The organism is Paenibacillus sp. FW101-FHT12H11, from assembly GCF_058790355.1.
Genome location: NZ_JBYTCO010000021.1, coordinates 1 through 19,961, shown reverse-complemented (window position 1 = coordinate 19,961; position 19,961 = coordinate 1). Strand labels below are relative to the sequence as shown.

Sequence of the window (19,961 nt, the reverse complement as noted above, 5' to 3'; positions counted from 1 at the left end):
GATGGTATCGAGCAGCACCTCGTACAAAGCCTTGAATAGAGCTTGTATTTTTCGTATCAAAACTAACCCCCCCGCTCCTTGACCCCTACTGCCCTTTGCTGCTGTTATTGCGGTATTCTTTTGGGGAAACGCCAACATTTTTACGGAACGAAAAGCTGAAATAGTTCGCATCGGCATAACCGACCTTCTCAGCGATCTCCAGCGCCTTCATATCTGTGGAGCGCAGCATCTCCTTCGCCGCCTCCATGCGGATATGGTTCAAATAGTTGACGAAGGTCATTTTGGTTTCTTTTTTGAAAATACTGCTGAAATATCCCGCGCTAATATGCAAATGACTGCATACTTTATTAATCGTAATGTCGCCTTCGTGATAATGATTTTTGGTATAATCCTTGGCCATCTCAACCAAATTCTTGTAGGTATATTGGCGATCCGTAGCGATATGGTTCATCATCGAGGCGCATAACTCGGCAAGCCAGTGCTTAGCTTCTTCCAACGACTTAAACTTATTGATCTCTGTAAAAGGAATGAAGTTGTCGCCGAAAACCTCGTCCACGTTCAAATTCGAATCCTTAGCCGCCTTCAGAATGCAAGTCAGAATTTCCAACAAATAAATCTGATAATCCTTAACGGAAACAGCTCCTTCAATTCCCTGAAAAAGCTCGTCCATCGTCTCCCGGATCTCTTGATTCGTCCCAACCTTGATACAACGCGTCAAAGCGTGCTCTTTCACATCGTCAAACCGTACTTTCTCCACGGTGCGCATCTCCACATCATCAATGGAAATAATGCGGTTATTGCCAAGAATAAGTCGATAATCCAGCGCCAATACAGCGTCTTCATAGGAATAGCTGATTTTGGTCACATCCTTCATGACAGTACCAATACCGACCGTTAAGGTGAACTTCAAATATTTTTCCACACTCTGCCGGACTTCTTCCAGCACCTTCATAGTCTCTTGCAGCGCGAATTCCCTGTTCTCACTCTCCCTTACGGATAACACAACCACATGATCGTCATGCATGAAAACAAGGCCAAGCCGATGTTTATCCACAATCTCTTCCGTGATATTTAATAGGGCGAAGTATTTCAGCGCTTGATCCGGCGAATATTTTAAGGAAACGGACTTGGACAACTCTTCCCGATTCTCCAGCTCCTCTTCAGGAATGAGTACGCCATCGATACTCAAAACAGCAGCGACAAAGCATTGGCCGCCTATTTCAATCCCGTAGTTTGCCGCTTTCTCGTAGACTTCTTCGCGCGGAAGCTTCCGGTTCATGAGCGTTGCCAGGAAATTCTCTTTCAGCACAGGCATACTCTTCCGATAATGCTCCATGAGCAGCTGCACATTCTCCCGATGCGCCACTTCCTCCTGAACTTGTCCTTTCACCTTCAGCAAGGCATTGATAAGCTCCTGCGCGGAAAAAGGCTTCAGCACATACTCATCGATATGCAGCTTAATCGCTTTCTGGGCATACTCAAACTCATCATGCCCTGTGAGAATGATCAGCTTAATGGTCGGAAATCGCTCCCGAATCGCTTCGGCCAGCTGCAGCCCATTCATAAACGGCATCTGAATATCGGTTACGACGACGTCCGGCTGTAATCGCTCTACCATTTCCAGCGCTTCTCTGCCGTTCTCCGCTTTCTCAATGACCTCGAAGCCGATGGCTTCCCAGTCCACCTCGCGAACGACACCTTCACGGACATCCTCTTCATCATCCACTAAAATTAGCTTGTACATCAGGGTCCCCCTAAACATTTACATATAAAGTGCTGATTTGTAAGTAATTAGTAATTAGGCTATTTATCCATATTGTACTAACTGCCTATGGATTACACAACAGGATTAGCAGGCGTTCAGGAAGTAATGGTAAAAATCACCCAGTGTCTGTTAAACTTAAGTAGACAACTCTTATGTCCCGATTTACATATTGTTCACCACATTAATGATTTGGGAGGAACAGCCGTTGGACTTCGCACGAATAGGACAAATCGCTACGCTCATCAAGGAAAATGTAGGTAGAGTCATAGTAGGAAAAGACGAGACGGTCGAGCTGATGGTTATCGCCCTCATCGCTTCCGGGCATGTGCTGCTTGAGGATGTGCCCGGTACCGGGAAAACGCAGCTGGCTAAAGCGCTGGCCCGCTCCCTGGACGGCACGATGAAGCGCATTCAGTTCACACCGGATCTCCTGCCTTCGGATGTTAGCGGCATTAACTTTTACAATCAAAAACTCGGCGAATTCGAATTCCGCCCGGGACCGCTATTCGCTCACATCGTGCTCGCTGATGAAATTAACCGCGCGACGCCGCGCACCCAATCCGCCTTGCTGGAAAGCATGGAGGAGCGCCAAGTAAGCATCGATGGGGAAACGCGCGCGCTCGAAGCGCCGTTCCTCGTGATCGCCACGCAGAACCCCGTCGAGAATCAAGGGACGTTCCCCCTGCCGGAAGCGCAGCTCGACCGCTTCCTGATGAAGCTCTCGCTTGGTTATCCGTCTGCCGCGGAGCAGGTGCAGATTTTAAAGCGCTACCAACAACAGGACCCGCTTGATCAGCTGCAGCCGGCTGTAGGGCGCGCTGAGCTGCTTGAAGCGCAGCGCTTGTTCGTGCAGGTGCGCTTCGAGGGCGAGCTTCTGCAGTACCTCGTGCAGCTCGCGGAAGCTACGCGCACGCATGCGGATGCCGCGCTTGGCGTCTCGCCGCGCGGTGTGCGCGCCTTGATGAAGGCGGCGCAGGTGTACGCGGCGCTGCGCGGCCGCGACTACGTGCTGCCGGACGACATCAAGGCGCTGGCCGGGCCCGTCTGGGCGCACCGCATCCTGCTGCGGACACGGTCGCGCCAGCAGGACCAGCAGGTGCAGACGCTGCTGGCGGGCATTCTTGCGGCGACGCCTGTGCCGACGGAAGTCAAGCTGAGGTAGCGGATGGGTATCTCATGGATCCTCATCATCGCCGGCCTTGTCTACCTTGTCCAACACACCATATTCAACCGTTGGGGGTTTCGCGGTCTTACGATTAAACGAACCTTCAATACAGCACACTGCCATGCTGGTGATCGCATCGAAATGATCGAAACGATTCAGAATCGCAAGCTCGCTCCAGTTCCTTGGCTGCGTTTGGAATCCACGATTCATGCCGGGCTGCATTTTGCCAAGCAAAGCAATCTTGCCGTAAGCAGCGGCGCGATGTTTCAGAACCATCGCAGTCTTTTCAGCCTGATGCCGTATACCCGGATCGTCAGACGCCATCAGGTATACTGCGCACAGCGTGGCTGGTATAAGCTGGAGACCGTATCCGCATCCATCGGGGATCTTGTCGGCATGCATGCGGCAACGAAGAGCCAGCGCACGGATTTGGAGCTCCTCGTGTATCCGCGCTTGGTAAGCCGGGATGACATCCCGCTTCTTTCCAGCCGCTGGCAAGGAGATGTTACGGTGAAGCGCTGGATAATGCCCGATCCGTTCCTCGTCTCGGGTGTGCGCGAGTATCGTTACGGCGATACGATGAACAGCATCCATTGGAAAGCCACCGCCCGAAGCCAGCGACTGCAGGTCTACAATCGGGAATTCACAGCGGACCCGAGGCTGCTCATCATCGTCAATACCCAAATAACCGCAACCATGTGGGATGCTGTTAGCGATCCGGAGCTGGTTGAGAAAGGCTTATCGTACGCCGCCACGTTGGCCGAATATGCGATTAGCCAAGGAATACCTGTTGGCTTCGGGTATAACGGTTCTCTCGCCCAGCAGCCCGGTGTCACGGTACACGTTCCTCCGGCCGGCGGTCACCCGCATCTGGAATATCTGTTCGAAACAATGGCGAAGCTAACCGTTTCCTACACCCGCTCCTGCAGTGATTTTCTGGATGAGTGCACTTTGCAGGAAGGGAGCGCCCTGGATATTATTCTGCTGACTGCATTCGTATCCGATGCCATTGAAGATAGCATTCAGCGACTTGAAGCGCAGGGACATACCGTCTTTATCGTTCCCTTACAGCATGGGCTATTAACCCTTCATGAAAAGGAGGCGAGTCCATCCGATGTCAACACCGCTTCAGGGGCAAGCTCAGCAAGTTAATCAGATTAGAAATTCTTTTCTTCGAATCTTCGGAAATTCTCTTTTGTTCGCGGGAGCTGAACTTATTCTATTCTCGCCCCTTGTCGTGACTGCGCACCTTTATTTGTCAGAGATATCTCTCTGGCCGTTGATCGTGCAGCTCATGCTTGTTTTCGTGGCAGGCAGCTTATTGGGGCGCATATCTTGGCTATCTCGCACGCTTTATGAGCTTCTGGGATGTGCACTAGCCGGCTTTGCAGCAGCCTATCTGTTCCAAGGGAACAACTGGCACAGCTGGACTTGTGCCGCTATCGGCATGCTGCTCGCCTATCGCGGTATTCGCTGTACGAAAGACGGCTGGCCTGCCATCTTCCCGGGAGCCTCGTTTGCAGTTGCAGGCGCCGTGTACTTCATCGGTGTACCGATCATGGGACATCAGACCTCCTTCCAGCCTTATATGGGCTGGTTGAATGGCCTAGGCTTCGTCTCGCTCATCATCTTTTTCTTTGCTATGCAGCGAACAGGCCTGCTAACAGCGACCCTTGCCAGCGATGAGCGAGCCGCCTCTTCCTCGTTATCGGAAACCGTGAAGCGCTCGAGCCGAATTTGGTTAACGGTATTAATTGCCCTTATCTTCGTCGTTGCTTACTTCCAGCAGCTTCGACAAGGCATCGTTGCCGGTTTACGCGCTGCCATCGCATGGCTCGTGTCTCTCCTGCAATCCGGTCCGCCGCCGGAAACGCTGCCTGAGCCCAGTCCGTCCGCACCGCCGCCGCTCCTACCTCCGGCTGAAGCGAAAGAACCGAGCTGGTTGGACGCCCTGTTTCACTATATTCAGGTTATCTTCGGATATCTCATCGTTATCGCGCTGATTGTTCTTGCCGTTTATGTGATTGTAACCAAGCTCCTGCCTGTGGTGAATGCCTTCTTAAGACGTTTAATGAACCGTTCTCTCAGCAGCAAGCAAGATGGGGAATCCGAGGGCTTTATTGATGAAAAAGAAGCGCTTGTCGATTGGAAAGGGCTTCCACGCCTGTGGTGGCAGCAAGTGAGGAAAGGAAGAAACAAGGAGAGAAGCCATGCGAAGAAATGGGCGCTTTTACCGAACAATCGGGAGCGCGTCCGTTATCTTTACCGCCTCTTGATCGAGCGGGCCGCTCAGAACGGGTATACGTATAAGGATGCTCTAACTCCTAATGAAACGGAAAAAGATTTAAGTTTAGGAAAGCAGCTTTCACCAGAAACCGTTCATGCCATTACAACGGCCTATAATCAAGTGCGGTACGGTGAAACCGACGTCTCCGACGCTCAGCTGGGTCAAGTGCTGCAAGCGGTCGAGCCCAGCCTTCGCAATCACTTAAAATAGCCAAATCGGCCTAATTTGTAAACCAAAAAGAGGCTGTGCCGCGTTCAACGGCATGGCCTCTTTGACTTTTTTATGGAAAATCGTCACATTTCGGCTCTCCGCCGCATATGCATAATTGTTTGAATACAAGTGATGAGGTGGTTTTGAGATGTTAGCATTAAAAACGAGCTGTGAAAGAGAAGAAGTCGTTCAAACTTTGTGTGACATGGGCTTGGATCAAATTGCAAGATGGATCATGGTATTGCCTGAAGACCGGTGGGAAAACATGTTTCTCTCAACATGGCCAACACTTGCGAAAAAATGCGGCTACAACAGGTAAGCTGCTTTTACATAAACATACGAAACGACCAACATGGCCTACGCTCTGTGCGCTTCTTGCATAGGGCGTTTTTTTTCGCTATTTGTTCGAGGACCATCTCTGCAGCTTACTAAAGCAACGCATAATTTGACACATTCTGTACAAAAATGCCACATTCAAGCGCTTTCATAGCAGGAATCTTGCAGGATGTAAGCGAATGATATGAGATTAGCATGAATTTATAAAGGAGGGACAGATTGTGAAGCCCGTCACAGTCAAAGATTTAGTCGAGCGCTTCTCGCTCGAAGTACTTGCCGGACACTCGGAACTGCACCGTCCGATTACCAAAACAAAGGCGCATCGCCCCGGCCTTGAGTTTGTCGGCTATTTCGAGTATTTCCCGCAAGAGCACGTACAGCTCTTAGGTCGGAAAGAAATTACATACTTGCACAAGCTCACCGAAACAGAAAGAAATCTGCACATCGGTAATATTGTCAAATATCATCCGCCTTGTTTTGTCGTCACGAGAAACCAGGAAGGCTTGAAATATTTAACGAAATATTGCGAAGAAGAGCGCATTCCCCTACTCCGTACAGCTGCAGCCACAAGTAAATTCCAGGATCTCGTTGATTTATATCTCAGCAAATCCTTGGCGCAAGAGATGGCGATTCACGGCGTCTGCGTCAATGTATCGGGGATCGGCATCTTGCTTCGTGGCAAATCCGGTGTTGGCAAAAGCGAAACCGCCCACACCTTGATCCGCCGTGGGCACCGCCTCGTGGCCGATGATATCGTGGTGCTGAAAAAAATCAGCCCCGAGACCCTGCTGGGCACGCACAACGGAAAAACGAAGGAATTCCTTGCGCTGCGCAGCATCGGGCTTATTAACGTGTCGCGTCTCTATGGCCGCAAAGCGTTCCAAGATGAAACACGGATCGTGCTCGACATCGAGCTGACCAAGTGGCAGGAGCATGCGCTCAATAACGATCTGGAGCTTGAGCCTGCTTTCACGGAATATATGGATATTCGAATTCCGCATATTGAAATTCAACTGCAGCCTGGACGCGACGTTGCCGGACTAGTTGAGGCTGCGGCGAACAGCTGGTATTTGCGCCAGCAGGGATACAGTGCAGCTGAAGAATTCATGCAGCGTCTGCAGAGCGACTAAAAGCCCTAAGACCGTCCCAAAACACCCCCCTATGCCGAAAGGTGTTAGTGGAGGTGTTTTCTTATGCGCAAAAGAATACCATTTATTATTATTTCTATTACGCTGGTGGCTTTGTTGGTTTGCGGGTGGACAGCCTACGCATCAACTTCAACTAACTCTGCCATCTCTACTTCAGTAGGCGGCACTTTCAAATCTGCCAGTTCAGAGGCCGTCACTGTCACTACGGATACAGGGGACCAAACGGTACCCTTAGCGAAATCTGTGTGGGTTTTCAAAAATGATCAAAAAGCTCAGCTTGCCGACTTACACGCAGGGGATCAGATCGAGTTAATCCTTAATAGCAAGCAGCAAGCTGCCTATGTCAAAGCATCGTCTTCCGTTGCAAATGAGCCAACGCCGTCCCCGGCTGCATCTGCGGCTCCTGTTGTGCCGACACAGAGTCCCGCTGCAACGGTTGTGCCTACGCAGACGCCAACACCTACGTCGGCAGCTCCTACGCCGGAATCCAGTACGAAGCCAGCCTCGGTGGATAAAAACAGTTATCCAGACCTGCAGGGCTTCGATCTTAATGTTGACGGCAAGCATTTCAAGCTGCACATCGGGCAATCCAAGGATGATAAAGGGACAACGTATGATCTCAGCGTTAAGCCTGAAGATTCCGGCATGATTCACCTTAAAGGGGAGGAAGCTGCCCAGTGGATCCAGAATCTGCTCGGTTCGATCGACCTCAAATCATCCGATGCCGAGCAGAATATTGCAGGGCTGCTTGCCCAGCACTATAACTTGGACGCGAATAAACTGAATGTCCATATGAAAACCAAATGGCAACCGCAGCCTCAACAGCCGCAGCAGGTTCAAAAGAAACCTGGCGATGATCATGGCGACAATCAAGACGATAAGCGCAAAGATGAGCCAAAAAAAGGGCCAAAAGCTAAAGATGATCACAAAGATGAGCGTAAAGATAAGGATAAGCAACGTGGCAACAGCCAGCACGACGAATAATAAGAAAGCCGCCAGTCTCCCCACGGAGCTGGCGGCTTTTTTTGATAGGATACTTCGTATCGCTTACGCTGAAACGTGAGCACTGAATCGAATAGATGGAAAAATGTAGTTACTTCGCGCAAAGTAGATGAATCGCAGAAAATAGCTGGAGGAATCGGCGTAACCATCGGTAGCATTACGAAGCATTAATCCTACCCTTTTCCATGCCCGTGCTCTTTGCCCGGTCCTTTGTCAGGACCTTTATCCGGCTTCTTATCCGGTCCTTTACCCTGCCCCTTGTCAGGCCCTTTGCCGGTCTCCTTCTCCGGTTTATCCGCCGGTTCCTCCGCCCCCACAACGGGCATATCAAACAGAACAACAGGAGCTTGAGCTAGCGCCCGCCCCATCATCTCACGAAATAAAACAGCCGGTACAGCCCCGCCGGAAGTCGTTAAGTAATGGGTTTTGTCCGTGCGGTCATAACCGACCCAAACGGCGGCCGTCAGCTCTGGTGTATACCCCACGAACCAGGCGTCCTTAGCGCTGCCGCTGCTTATCCCCTCGAACTCCTTCGTCTGCGGCAGCTGTGTGGTACCCGATTTCCCGGCAACAGGGCGGTTCATCGCGGCATTTTTCCCTGTCCCTTCCCTTACAGCGACTTGGAGCATCGAGGTCATGGCATAAGCTGTCTCAGGCTTCATGGCCTGTACACTCTGCGGTGCAGCTTGTATGAGCAAATGACCTGTGCTGGTCTCTATTTTCGTGATGGTGTGCGCTTCGTGATAATTCCCTTTAGCGGCGAACGCACTGAAGCCCTGCGCCATTTGGAGCGGTGAGACCCCCTCCGACAGTCCACCCAGCGCGATGCTGAGCTGACGGTCTTGAGCGGGCAGCGTGATGCCCAGCGACTTGGCAAATTGCAGTCCGCGGTCAATGCCAACTTCATGCAGCAGCCACACGGCCGGCACGTTCCAGGAAGACACGATCGCCTCCTGCATCGTTACCTGCCCGCGCGATTGATGATCCCAGTCTTGAGGCTGATACCCATCAATGTTGAGCGGCCCATCGTATAGCGTGGAATATGGCTGATACCCTTGCTCCAGCGCAGGACCGTAAACGACAATCGGCTTAAAAGTCGATCCCGGCTGCCGCTTCAGCTGCGTAGCATGACTGAAACCTCGGAAGACGCTTTCTCCCCGGCCCCCTGCCAAAGCGCGGATACCGCCAGTCCGTTGGTCTATAATGACTGCTCCGCTCTGGATGAGCTGATCCGGCTTGCTTTCGGGAAAGAGACTGTCATCCTTATAAACTTCCGTTACCGCATTTTGCACGATAGGATCTAGCTCTGTTGTGATGCGTAGGCCGCCTGTTAGCAGCTGCTCTTCCGTGAAACCGTATAGGCGAACGGCTTCACTAATAACCGCATCGACATAAGCGGGATATTTGCCTTTCAGATCATTGCTTTTATCCGACTTCATCACACCGATCGGTGCCGCCTTTGCACTTTCGTACGCCTGCGGCGTAATCTTGCCTTCATCGCGCATTAATACCAGCACCGTGTTCCTGCGCTCAAGTGCGTGCGCTTCGTCCTGAAAAGGCGAGTACAGGCTCGGCGCCTTCGGCAGCGCGGCAAGCACCGCTGCTTCCGGCAGCGTTAAGTCTTGTACATTTTTATTAAAATAGGTCCTAGCCGCCCCTTGAACCCCCCAGCTGCCCTCTCCAAAATAAATACTGTTCAAATACATCTCCAGAATTTCATCTTTGCTGTAGGTCGTATCAATTTTAATTGCGTACGCTGCCTCGCGTAATTTTCTCCCCAGAGTTTTGTCGGCATTGAGAAAAAGATTCCGTGCCAGCTGCTGAGTAATCGTACTTGCGCCTTCCGAATAGCTGCCTCGCACCACATCGCGGGCTACTGCGCGGAAAATAGATTGAAGATCAATGCCGGTATGCTCATAAAATCTCCGATCCTCCACAGCCACAACGGCATCCGTAAGCACCTTGGGCATCTGCGATATCGGTACCGGGTCGATTTTTGAAGAAGACAACTGCGCCGCCGGTTTGCCGTTTTTATCAAGCACGAGCGTAGCCTCGGGCAGCGGCTGATTTAATTTCGACACATCGAGCCCGCGAATGTATGAATAACAAGCTGCGAATACGGCTACACCGCCAGCCGTCAGCGTGACCAGGCTTATTAGCCAGAACCTCTTGCTTGTCCACAATCGTTTAATCATCTTACCTTCCCCCTTATGTTCGCTATAGATATTCGTCCTCTGTCCAGAGTTAGCGACGCATAAGTGAGTCCAATTCATGTCAATTTTGAGCAACAAAAAACGCGCCCTCCCCTTACGGAGAAAACGCGTTTATTTACTAGGCGATCGAGGTCGGCGCTCCAAAAACAGAAGTATACCCGCTAATCCCGCTCAGGATCCGCTCGGCCTCTTCATCCTTCATGGCACCGTAACGTTCGACGGCGTCCACGATTTTCGGGAACAAATGAACGTCCCCTGCGCTAGCGAACCCGCAAATGCCAGGGAACGACAGCACAAAATGCACACAGGCATCAATCACCTGCTGCTGATCAAACGGCTCGTACCACGTCGCATAAGGACGCTCCTGCCCTTCAGCCCACGGCGCCTTGGCGATGGCTTTAATGACCCGCACCGCCACTTGCTGCTTGCCCGCCTCTTCCATCAATGCATCGAAAGCCTCGCGATACTCCGGCAAGCTGTACATATAATAATTCAGCGGAAGCAGCACCGTAGCGAAGGGAAATCTATGTAACGCTTCCAAATGAACTTTAGGCGCATCATGCCCATGTCCCGTAATGCCAATTTCCTTCACGATGCCCTCGGCCTTTGCTTCCAAAGCCGCTTCCAAGGCACCGCCCTTTTCTGTGCAGCGGTCCAACTCTTCCATCGAACCCACGGCATGCAGCTGAAGCAAGTCAACGGAATCCACTTTCATTCGTTCCAAAGAACGGTAAATTTCTTCCTTCGCTTCCTTTTTCGATCTTTGCCCTGTTTTCGTAGCTAGAAAAATCTCTCCGCGCACTTGGCTAATGGTAGGCCCCATGCGCAATTCAGCATCGCCATAGCTGGCGGCTGTATCGAAATGGTTCACCCCATGCTGCAGGGCATAAGCAATTGACGCATCCGCTTCCTCCTGCTTGACATTGCCGAGACTTGCGGCTCCAAACATAACGACTGAGCTTTCGTAATTCAAACGACCTATGGTTCGTTTCAACATGGATGAAGCGCCCCTTCCTTAGTGTTCTTGCTCTCTATAACCATATCATTTCCAGAACCAAGAATACAATCACCTTCCTCACATAGGCAAAAAAGCTCCCGGATGCAAGCATCCAAGAGCTTCAATCAGCAACTCCAATTAATAGGTTGCTCCTTGCAGAAACTTCACTCTCTCGCCCATAGGAGGAATTTCGTTCCCGTCCACGATCACTTCTATGACAACCGGCTCTCCATGGGATAACCATTCACTTACATGTTTACTCTGCAATTGGTCCAGCGATGTAATCTCAGCATGGCGCAGTCCAAGGGATCTCGCGATTCCTGCGATGCTTACGCGTTCTTGTGAGAAATCATCGAGGCAGCGTTTGTACTGCAGCATGTGTCCATGATAAACCATACCCAAGCGGGCATTATTGATGACGACAAAAAGAATCGGAAGCTGATACTCTTTCGCTGTCAGTACTTCCAAACCATGCATGAAGAAGCAGCCGTCGCCTGTTATGCAAATCGTTGGTCTGCTAGGCTCTGCTAGTTGAGCGCCGATAACTCCGCCAAGTCCGGAGCCCATGCCTCCGAAATTAATGTCGATATCGAACGCTTGCCCGCTTTCGATCAACACATTTTGAATCGAGTAGGTCATGAATTCCCCAATATCCAGGAAGAAGCGTGCATCTTTCGGTGCTGCAGCACTTAGTCCGCGGATGGCTGAGCGTGTATTCCACTTTTCCTCGCCAAGCTCGGAGGCTGCTGCTGCAGCCTCTGCCAAGCCAGCGAAAGCATCGCTGACAGCTGCTTCATCCTTCTGTCCATCTGCGGACAGCTGTTCAAGCAGCTCCGCGATAACCAACTTGATTTCGCCATGTACCGGGTAATCCGTCTCATACACTTTCCCTAGCTCATTAGCGTCATAATCGATGTGAATCAGCTCACGGCCTGCAACCAAACGCGGCTCCCAGTTGCTTGTCGCCAGCTCGCCAAGGCTTGACCCAATGATCAGCAGCACTTCGTGGTTGCCGCCATTCAAATACTCGCTTGCCTTCCAGTTAGCCGAAAGGCCATATCCCCCTAGCGACAGCGGGTGATTCTCAGGGAACGCTCCCTTACCGCGAGGTGTGGTCGCAACGCCCCAACCCAGCGTTTCAGCAAATTGCACGATGCTGTCCGATGCTGTTTTTGCTCCATTTCCGAGCAGAATAGCTCCCTTGGAGCCTGCGGCCTTTATTCGCTGTGCAGCAGCTTTGGAAGCCGCCGAATCTATAACGGGCTGCTCCACGGCAGGCAGCACCGGAAGTTCTCTTTCCCCGATATCCTTCATCTGGATATCGATCGGAATCGCCAGATGAACCGGCCCCGGCACACCGCTAATCGCTGTATGATAAGCTTCTGCCAGAATCTCCGGCAGTTCATGCGGATCCAGCACCGTGCGGCTCATCTTCGTGATAGAGGCAAAGATCGGCTCCGCATACAATTCTTGCGCGCCGCCCTTGCCCAGCTTCGTCGAAGGAACCGAGCCCGTTATGAAAATAACGGGCAGCTTCTGTTTCCAGGCATTTGCAGCCGGCGTTACCAGATTCGTCGCTCCTGGGCCGCTAGAAGCTACACATAGTGAAGGAATACCGGTAATTCTCGTATAAGAACCCGCCATATAACCGGAGCTGTTCTCATGTTTGGCTACTATCGGTTTAAGCTCTGGGATATCCAGCAGGGCATCATAAATAGCATTGATCGAACCCGCCGGAATACCGAATACATACTTTACTCCTTGCTGCACAAGAAATCTCAATCCTACTTCAATCGCCCGCATCTTCGTTACTCCTTTCCAATAGGTAATGTAAATTTAAATGCCGAACCTTGACCTTCACTGCTTTCGAACCAAATGCGTCCGCCGTGCAGCTCGATCAGTTGTTTGGAAATCGCAAGACCAAGGCCTGTCCCATTGATTTGATTATTCGCCTGATAGAACTTGGTAAAGATATTTTTCTGCTTTTCAAAAGGAATCCCGATCCCGTTATCCTGCACTTCAACCGTAAGCAAGCTATCCTCGAATTTCGTTTTTATCGTAATTACACCCAGTGGAGGCGTAAATTTGATCGCATTGGATAGTAAATTAAGCAGAATTTGCAGAATGCGTTGTTTATCCACTCGGACGACGGTATCCTTATCCACTTCGGTTTCAACAACCAGGATCAATTTCTTTTTATTAATAAGCGACTGCACGATATGGACCGATTCCTTAACAATTTCATTGAAATCCGCTTCGGTGTAAAGGAGCTCAAATTTCCCGTTTTCCATTTTGGCAAAATCGAGCAGTTCATTCACTTGATCCAGCAATCGGTCGATGGACTTAGCCGCAATATCCAGCAAATCCTTCTGCGAATCGTTGAGATCGCCAAGAATGCCTTTTCCAAGAATATCAACGGACCCTTTAACCGCTGTAATCGGCGTACGCAGCTCATGCGAGAGTGTCGCTATGAAATCGCTTTTGAGCTCGTTCAAGTGCTCCAATTCCCGCACAAGACCCTCTAACTTGAAGTTAGCCTGCTGCAGCTCTATGGAGCGCTCGTGCACAGAATGGTCCAGTGTTTCGGTATGCTGCGCATTGGATAATGCCGTTGCCGTCGCATCCGAGATGGATTGGCAGAACTCCAGAATGCTGGCTTCATACTTGCGCTGCTTCCCGATCGACGGGATTGCCACGACGCCGTATACCGAGCCTTTGGCTACCAACGGGAATACCATGATACTTTTGATGTCAAAAGAAACGAACGCTTTATGATTAGGCCGCGGATCTGCGTAAACATCCTCGATGGCTGCCGCTTTTTTCTCCGTGATGACTTCATACAACAGCCGATCGTTTTCGATCGTTAATTTGACCTCGCGATGTTTCACCTTCCATTCATCCATCGTCACATTCTCTGAGGACAACTGATAAGGCTCAATCGTATGTTCTTTTTCATTGTATAAATGAATTCCGATATCTTTCGATCCGCTTGCTTTGCGCATATAGTAGAAAAACGTGTTCAGAACATCTTTAACGGATAACGATTCGGACAATGCTTTCGTCGCATCAAGAAGAAGCTGCTGCTTTTCCATAAGCAGTTGACGCTGCTCAAACATCCGGATATTGCGAATGGCTACACTGGCCATATTAACAAAGGCTTCCGTGACTTCCATCTGCTCTGGCGTAATATTCATCGGTTTACCGAAATCATGAACGAAGACTAGACCAAACACCTCATTATCGACGATGACCGGAATACCGAGGATGGATTTAATTTTCAGCAACTGTCTTTTGGACTGATCCAAACGCAGATCTATACTCGTGTCAGAAATATAGTCGCTGGATTGATTTCGTAAAATATCTCTTACAAATTCATCCTCTTTCGGATCAATTAACAATTCCGTGATATCAACAGGTAATTTATTGCCTTTATATCCTTTGAACGTACCGTCGGGCTGCTTTAGGAAAAAACCAACCAGATCTGCTTGCGTAATCTCGCCGGCGATCGCATCTACGAAAACCTGCAAAATTTCCGACAGCTCAAACTGTGAATTGATAACTTTTGTCATTTGAAACAATTTCTGAAAACTCATAAGCTCCATGACCATGCTTTCCTCATTCTCCTTTGTCTAACGAATCTTTATTTGATGTCTTCCACTGTTTTTGGCTCCGAGTAGTGCGGCATCCGCTTGTGTAATAATTTGCTCAAAACAGGTCGGATCGAAATTATTGGTTAATCCAATACTTACGGAAAACTCTTGCATCTTATTAGGTGCCAAGCTAACCTTTAAACTATCTACATCCTTAATAATGCTATTGGCTATTTCAACACAATTCGCTTCATTATGGAGCAGAACCAAATATTCATCCCCGCCATAACGAAACGCTAAATCGTGATCGCTTGAAACCTTAGACTGTATGATTGCAGCAACTTCCCGCAATACTTGATCGCCAACCAAATGGCCGAAATTATCGTTAATATCTTTGAAATAGTCCATATCCACCATCATAGCAGCCTGGAATTTCTTAGTTCCCTCACTGATCATCCGGATCGTAATATCTAAATAAGCTCGATTATATAGACCTGTTAATGCGTCTACGTAGACCAATTTGGCCAGTTGTTTATTGTCTTTCTTCAAGTTCTTAATCTTGGCTTTTTGATGAAGGGCGATCTCAACTTTCCGTTCCAGCACATCCAGATCAAAAGGCTTTGTTAAATAATCAACCGCTCCTAGGCGCAATCCCTGTAAAATGTCTTCTTTCTGCGCATTGGCCGATAAGAAAATAATGGGTGTGTCAAAATCAGGCTCTGAAATCAAGCTTTTACATATTTCAAACCCTGTAATTTCCGGCATCATCACATCGAGCAAAATCAGATCAGGCATCACTTCTTTGACCATCGCCTGCGCTTCTGTACCATCTTCAACGGTAAAAATTTCATAATGTAACGAATTCAAAAATATACGCAGTATATTTAAGTTATGAGGTTCATCATCGATGATAAGAATACGACCGCTCATTCATTTATCCCATCTTTCATTACGATAATAGTTTTGAGTCCACTAACCATTCATTTGCATTTGCTCATCGATGATGCTTAAGAAGATCCGTACCAATTTCTCGTCAAATTGTTTGCCCGCATGAGTAAGCAGCTGCTCTCTTACCTCATGAACGTGAAGCGAGTTCCGGTAAACTCTCGTGGATGTCATCGCGTCGAACGCATCGGCGATACTTACAATCCGTACGAGATAAGGGATGTCCGATCCGCTCAATTGATCCGGGTACCCCCGTCCATCCATCCGCTCGTGATGCCACCTGACCATCGGCAATAGATGTTCCACATCCTGCAGTTCCTTCAGCAATTCAAACCCAATCACAGGATGTTGGCGTATGACATTAAACTCTTCGTCCGTTAAACGGCCGGGCTTCATGAGAATATGATCGGGAATAGCTAATTTCCCTACATCGTGAAGCAAAGCGCCCAGTTTCAAAGTTTCCAACTCGGTTTCGCTGACGCCGGCCTTCGCGCCAAGCAGCGTAGAATAGAAAGCAACATTATAGCAATGATCAACTGTAAAACTGTCTTTCACCCTTAATGTATTAAAAAGACTTTCGTAAGCCTGCTGCTTAAGCACCTGCTTGCGGAATTGAATTTTTTTAATCAACTGCTCCATATGTAATTTGATGAGATTGCATAACTGCAATTGATCGTCTTTCAACTGAATATCCGAAGGAAATGAGAATAGTAGGGCACCGTACGAAGGGCCGTGCTTTATGTGGAATCCATAAATACATTCGTATCTGGATTTTAGAAGGTGATCGCGAAGCATTCCATCTGCCTCATACACCGACAAACGGGAACCTTCTGGCATTTGGGAAAAAAATTGTGTGTGAAGGACTATGTACTTTAGCTGCTCCATGACTGCTGTACTAATATTTACGGAATAAGAAGCTGGGGTAATCTGATGTTTCTCATCCATTAGAAAAAGAGAGATATGTTCACAGCCTATTGATTTTTTGGCGATATCATTCAATTGGCCGATCGATTCGAAGATGGAATCAGAATTTATCACATTCTTGAAAAACAATGAATTCTGCATAGATGTTACCTCTTATTCTTCTCAAGTAGACTGCCCCGACATTTTAATTAGTACTAGTTCTTCTTGTTAAGGAGAATCTCCTCTATTATAAATAATTTTTTCCATAATTTTAATATTTTTTTACTAGAAAAGTTATAATTTCACACGTTATGGGTGTTACGAGAGAGAGATTCGTCGATTTGTGTCAAAGCAAATAGGGCGTCATTTCGCAAACTGGATGGGACTTTCGACACATGATGTCACTACCCTCTATGATGTAGTATGTAACAACACTTTTTCCATGGTAAAGTATGGATATTAAGGGAATGGCGCTGATGGATATTTTGATGTATATTTCATGTATATTAAAAGAGAGAAGTGAATGGGATGGCGATCTATATCGCGTTATTGCGTGGCATTAATGTGGGTGGAAAAAATATCATCAAAATGGCTGAGCTTCGAAAAACATTAGAGCAAATCGGGCTGCTTCGTGTTCAGACCTATATTCAGAGCGGCAATGTATTGTTCGAATCGGATGCGGATGAAGAATCGCTGCGCCAGTTGATCGAGAGTGAGATTAACCGCGTCTTTCATATCTCTTTAGCCGTGATTTTGAGAACTGCGGAGGAACTGAATGTCATAGCCGCCAATTGCCCGTACACAGCCGACGAAATCTCCGAAGCGGAATCTATGTCCGATGCCGAAAGCCTTTACGTAGCCTTCCTGCCTAAGGAGCCGTCCAAAGAAAGCTTAACACGTCTTGAGGTGTTCCAAACCGAGGATGACCAGCTGCGAGCAAAAGGAAGAGAAATCTATCTGCTGTACCGACACAGCATTCTAAAATCCAAGCTCGCCAATAACCTGCCGAAGCTTGATGTTCCTGCTACCGTGCGCAATTGGAAAACGCTAAGTAAGCTTGTTGCCCTAGCCAATGATATGGCTGCTTCCACGCAACGATAACACAGAAAACATAAAAAGAAGTATAATCTCCCAGTCTATCAACTGATCGATTATACTTCTTTTGTTTGATCGGGACGACACGATTTGAACATGCGACCCCCTGCTCCCAAAGCAGGTGCTCTACCAAGCTGAGCTACGTCCCGATACTGCTATGTATGTTAAATGTAAAAATGGCGCGCCCTGAGAGATTCGAACTCCCGACCTTTTGATTCGTAGTCAAATACTCTATCCAGCTGAGCTAAGGGCGCTTAATATATGGAGCGGAAGACGGGGATCGAACCCGCGACCCTCGCCTTGGCAAGGCGATGCTCTACCGCTGAGCCACTTCCGCAAGTAGGTGTTTCATGCCGCTTCTTTAAAAGCGACAAGTAGTAATATAACAGGATTCTTTACAAAAAGCAAATAATTTGTTTAATTATTTATCACCAGTTTTTACCTGTGGTTTTTTATGTGAAGAGGAGGGAATATGTGGAAGCATCTTTCTTTGATCAGAACGTCAAAGTTGCACAAGGTATCATCTTCGAAGAAAAGCTGGCGGTATACACGGAGCATGAATTTCATATGCATGCCGCTTTGGAGGTCAGTATAGCACTTGATAGTACAATGAAATATCCCATTGGCGACGAGTGGTATTATGCCGATCCTGGCGATATCCTTTTGCTGCGCCCGTTCGAACCGCACTGGAACTTGACCCGGGAGGAAGGGAAACCTAGCCGTTGGGTCATGCTTCTCTTCTCACCTGATTACGTTGCCTTCATTCCGGGCGGATACAGCTTGTTAGTCCCTTTTTATACGATGAACACGTCCCAGGTAATCCCCGCAGCATCGCCTTACGCACAGTCGATCATACGGCTTGCTAAGGAGGCCCTGCAGGAGCAGAAGCAAGATCAGCCAGGGTGGGAGCTCCAGCAGATGACGTTGTTCATTCAAATCCTTGTCCAAATTCAAAGGTACTACCATTCATTAGAGCAATCGTTTGCGGCTCCCTCCCTATCCGGCGTCATAGCAGCCATAGAGCATCTCATCACCCACTGGTCTGAGGAAGTGGACGTAGATTTGCTTATTCAAAGATCAGATCTAAAGAAGACCTGGTTCTATACTAAATTCAGAGAATTGACAGGCTCTTCTCCTAATGAATTTGTCATTCGACTTCGGCTTCAGTATGCAGCTCATATACTGATGCATACGCATGAATCCATTACAGATATTGCCCTCGCCTGCGGCTTCAGCACCCCTAGCTACTTCAACAAAGTGTTCAAGGAACATCGGGGGATGACACCAAGCGTATACCGCAGACAGGCAGCAACATCATCCAGTATTAGAGTTAAGGTTGATTAAAAGATGACTTTATCCTTTGACGTATCCGGATAAAAGGACACGGTCCTCAAGCCGTTTGCCCGACTGGGCGTACCGGCAGCTAGCCGCTGCGACTTGGAAGGCATAGGCGCGTCTAGGCTTATCCGTGTGATTCTTCTTGCTGTGGTGCAGCGTCTCACGATGGAAGAACACAGCATCGCCTGGGGCTAATGGTGGACAAGGCACACCATTCTCTGGCTCTGCAGCGCGCTTATGACCAGGCTCTGTATTGATATTGGGCTGCCGCCCAAGTAAATGTGATCCCGGGGCCAGCCACAAGCCTGCGTTCTCTTGACTGATATCATCAAGTGCAATAAAACCATTGAGCATATGACCGAGAATATGTGTGTACTGATTATCTTGATGCCACTCCAATCCATTGCCATGGGGAGCTACGACCGCGTACATCCCCATCCACAGTTTGACTTGATCCCCTAGAATTTGCTCTAAAAAGCTTACAATATCCGGACTCGTCAAAAACCTCGTGGTCTCAGGATATAGTTCCTGCTCCGCGGCAATATCGATGATGGCTTTACTTTTCCATTCGCCTGTCCCTTTTTCGTTAGCAAAGGCAGCATTCTCTTCATTGATCGCATCAACCATTTCTTTTGTAAGAAAGCCTCGAGCATAAAAGAACCCTTCTCGATAAAACTGCTCGACCATCTCCTGCGTCAATACAAACCTTGTGACTTGTGTCATATGCCTTAACCTCCTTTGTGGATATGACCTTATTGTAAATGAGAAAGACGCTTCATTACTTCCAATCGCGAGGCGAATACTAGCAATTTTGTTCACTTATCTACACAAAGAACGCACAAAAAGCAAAAAGGATTAAGTTAATGATAACTTAATCCTTTTTGCTAGGTATGCGCGTAGAGGGACTTGAACCCCCACGGTCGCCCGCTAGATCCTAAGTCTAGTGCGTCTGCCAATTCCGCCATAC

General features: G+C 48.8%; 16 protein-coding genes and 3 tRNA genes. 8 read left to right on the top strand and 11 right to left on the bottom strand.

Annotated elements, in window-relative coordinates:
* Positions 1 to 85 precede the first annotated feature (85 nt).
* Positions 86 to 1,744, bottom strand: a complete 1,659-nt coding sequence (locus AC3WTJ_RS36880; protein WP_492526692.1) for a response regulator — start codon at positions 1,742 to 1,744, stop codon at positions 86 to 88.
* Between the two features lie 226 nt (positions 1,745 to 1,970).
* Here AC3WTJ_RS36880 and AC3WTJ_RS36875 point away from each other — a divergent pair, with 226 nt between their 5' ends.
* From AC3WTJ_RS36875 to AC3WTJ_RS36850, 6 genes are all read left to right on the top strand, one after another.
* Positions 1,971 to 2,927 (top strand): AAA family ATPase, encoded by a 957-nt coding sequence (locus AC3WTJ_RS36875; RefSeq protein WP_492526690.1) that lies wholly within the window; start codon positions 1,971 to 1,973, stop codon positions 2,925 to 2,927.
* Between the two features lie 3 nt (positions 2,928 to 2,930).
* Complete coding sequence (locus tag AC3WTJ_RS36870; protein ID WP_492526688.1) at positions 2,931 to 4,082, top strand: DUF58 domain-containing protein; 1,152 nt, start codon at positions 2,931 to 2,933, stop codon at positions 4,080 to 4,082.
* Positions 4,045 to 5,427, top strand: coding sequence for a DUF4129 domain-containing protein (locus AC3WTJ_RS36865; RefSeq protein WP_492526686.1), 1,383 nt, complete (start codon positions 4,045 to 4,047; stop codon positions 5,425 to 5,427). Before AC3WTJ_RS36870 ends, AC3WTJ_RS36865 begins: the two co-directional genes overlap by 38 nt.
* A gap of 148 nt (positions 5,428 to 5,575) precedes the next feature.
* Positions 5,576 to 5,746, top strand: a complete 171-nt coding sequence (locus tag AC3WTJ_RS36860; protein WP_157325949.1) for a hypothetical protein — start codon at positions 5,576 to 5,578, stop codon at positions 5,744 to 5,746.
* Positions 5,747 to 5,984: 238 nt separating this feature from the next.
* On the top strand, positions 5,985 to 6,893 hold the full coding sequence (gene hprK / locus AC3WTJ_RS36855) for an HPr(Ser) kinase/phosphatase (protein WP_181646654.1): 909 nt from the start codon (positions 5,985 to 5,987) through the stop codon (positions 6,891 to 6,893).
* Positions 6,894 to 6,956: 63 nt separating this feature from the next.
* Positions 6,957 to 7,895 carry a hypothetical protein gene (locus AC3WTJ_RS36850; protein ID WP_492526683.1) on the top strand — a complete coding sequence of 313 codons (939 nt, stop codon included), beginning with the start codon at positions 6,957 to 6,959 and terminating at the stop codon, positions 7,893 to 7,895.
* A 191-nt stretch (positions 7,896 to 8,086) separates the two neighbouring features.
* On the opposite strand, the gene AC3WTJ_RS36845 is transcribed toward AC3WTJ_RS36850, so the two are convergent.
* From AC3WTJ_RS36845 to AC3WTJ_RS36820, 6 genes are all read right to left on the bottom strand, one after another.
* Complete coding sequence (locus tag AC3WTJ_RS36845; RefSeq protein WP_492526681.1) at positions 8,087 to 10,108, bottom strand: transglycosylase domain-containing protein; 2,022 nt, start codon at positions 10,106 to 10,108, stop codon at positions 8,087 to 8,089.
* Positions 10,109 to 10,244: 136 nt separating this feature from the next.
* On the bottom strand, positions 10,245 to 11,123 hold the full coding sequence (locus AC3WTJ_RS36840) for an aldo/keto reductase (protein WP_127458587.1): 879 nt from the start codon (positions 11,121 to 11,123) through the stop codon (positions 10,245 to 10,247).
* 138 nt (positions 11,124 to 11,261) lie between these two features.
* Entirely contained in the window at positions 11,262 to 12,926 is a 1,665-nt protein-coding gene (locus tag AC3WTJ_RS36835; RefSeq protein WP_492526679.1) for a thiamine pyrophosphate-binding protein, read from the bottom strand.
* Between the two features lie 5 nt (positions 12,927 to 12,931).
* Entirely contained in the window at positions 12,932 to 14,731 is a 1,800-nt protein-coding gene (locus AC3WTJ_RS36830) for a sensor histidine kinase (RefSeq protein ID WP_127458589.1), read from the bottom strand.
* 21 nt (positions 14,732 to 14,752) lie between these two features.
* On the bottom strand, positions 14,753 to 15,643 hold the full coding sequence (locus AC3WTJ_RS36825) for a GGDEF domain-containing response regulator (RefSeq protein ID WP_157319448.1): 891 nt from the start codon (positions 15,641 to 15,643) through the stop codon (positions 14,753 to 14,755).
* 42 nt (positions 15,644 to 15,685) lie between these two features.
* The gene (locus AC3WTJ_RS36820) at positions 15,686 to 16,723 is read right to left on the bottom strand and encodes an HD-GYP domain-containing protein (RefSeq protein ID WP_407870517.1); all 1,038 of its coding nucleotides are present in this window, start codon (positions 16,721 to 16,723) and stop codon (positions 15,686 to 15,688) included.
* Positions 16,724 to 17,089: 366 nt separating this feature from the next.
* Between AC3WTJ_RS36820 and AC3WTJ_RS36815 the strand changes: the two genes are divergently transcribed.
* Positions 17,090 to 17,662: a DUF1697 domain-containing protein gene (locus AC3WTJ_RS36815; RefSeq protein WP_492526676.1), complete on the top strand. Its 573-nt coding sequence runs from the start codon at positions 17,090 to 17,092 to the stop codon at positions 17,660 to 17,662.
* Positions 17,663 to 17,731: 69 nt separating this feature from the next.
* Here the strand turns inward: AC3WTJ_RS36815 and AC3WTJ_RS36810 are convergent.
* The 3 genes from AC3WTJ_RS36810 to AC3WTJ_RS36800 form a co-directional block, all read right to left on the bottom strand.
* Positions 17,732 to 17,805, bottom strand: a tRNA-Pro gene (locus tag AC3WTJ_RS36810).
* A gap of 28 nt (positions 17,806 to 17,833) precedes the next feature.
* A tRNA-Arg gene (locus tag AC3WTJ_RS36805) sits at positions 17,834 to 17,910 on the bottom strand.
* A gap of 8 nt (positions 17,911 to 17,918) precedes the next feature.
* A tRNA-Gly gene (locus tag AC3WTJ_RS36800) sits at positions 17,919 to 17,993 on the bottom strand.
* Positions 17,994 to 18,130: 137 nt separating this feature from the next.
* On the opposite strand from AC3WTJ_RS36800, the gene AC3WTJ_RS36795 reads away from it, so the two are divergent.
* On the top strand, positions 18,131 to 19,000 hold the full coding sequence (locus tag AC3WTJ_RS36795) for an AraC family transcriptional regulator (protein WP_492526674.1): 870 nt from the start codon (positions 18,131 to 18,133) through the stop codon (positions 18,998 to 19,000).
* 9 nt (positions 19,001 to 19,009) lie between these two features.
* Here AC3WTJ_RS36795 and AC3WTJ_RS36790 read toward each other — a convergent pair whose 3' ends face one another.
* On the bottom strand, positions 19,010 to 19,717 hold the full coding sequence (locus AC3WTJ_RS36790) for a phytanoyl-CoA dioxygenase family protein (protein ID WP_492526672.1): 708 nt from the start codon (positions 19,715 to 19,717) through the stop codon (positions 19,010 to 19,012).
* Between the last annotated feature and the right edge of the window lie 244 nt (positions 19,718 to 19,961).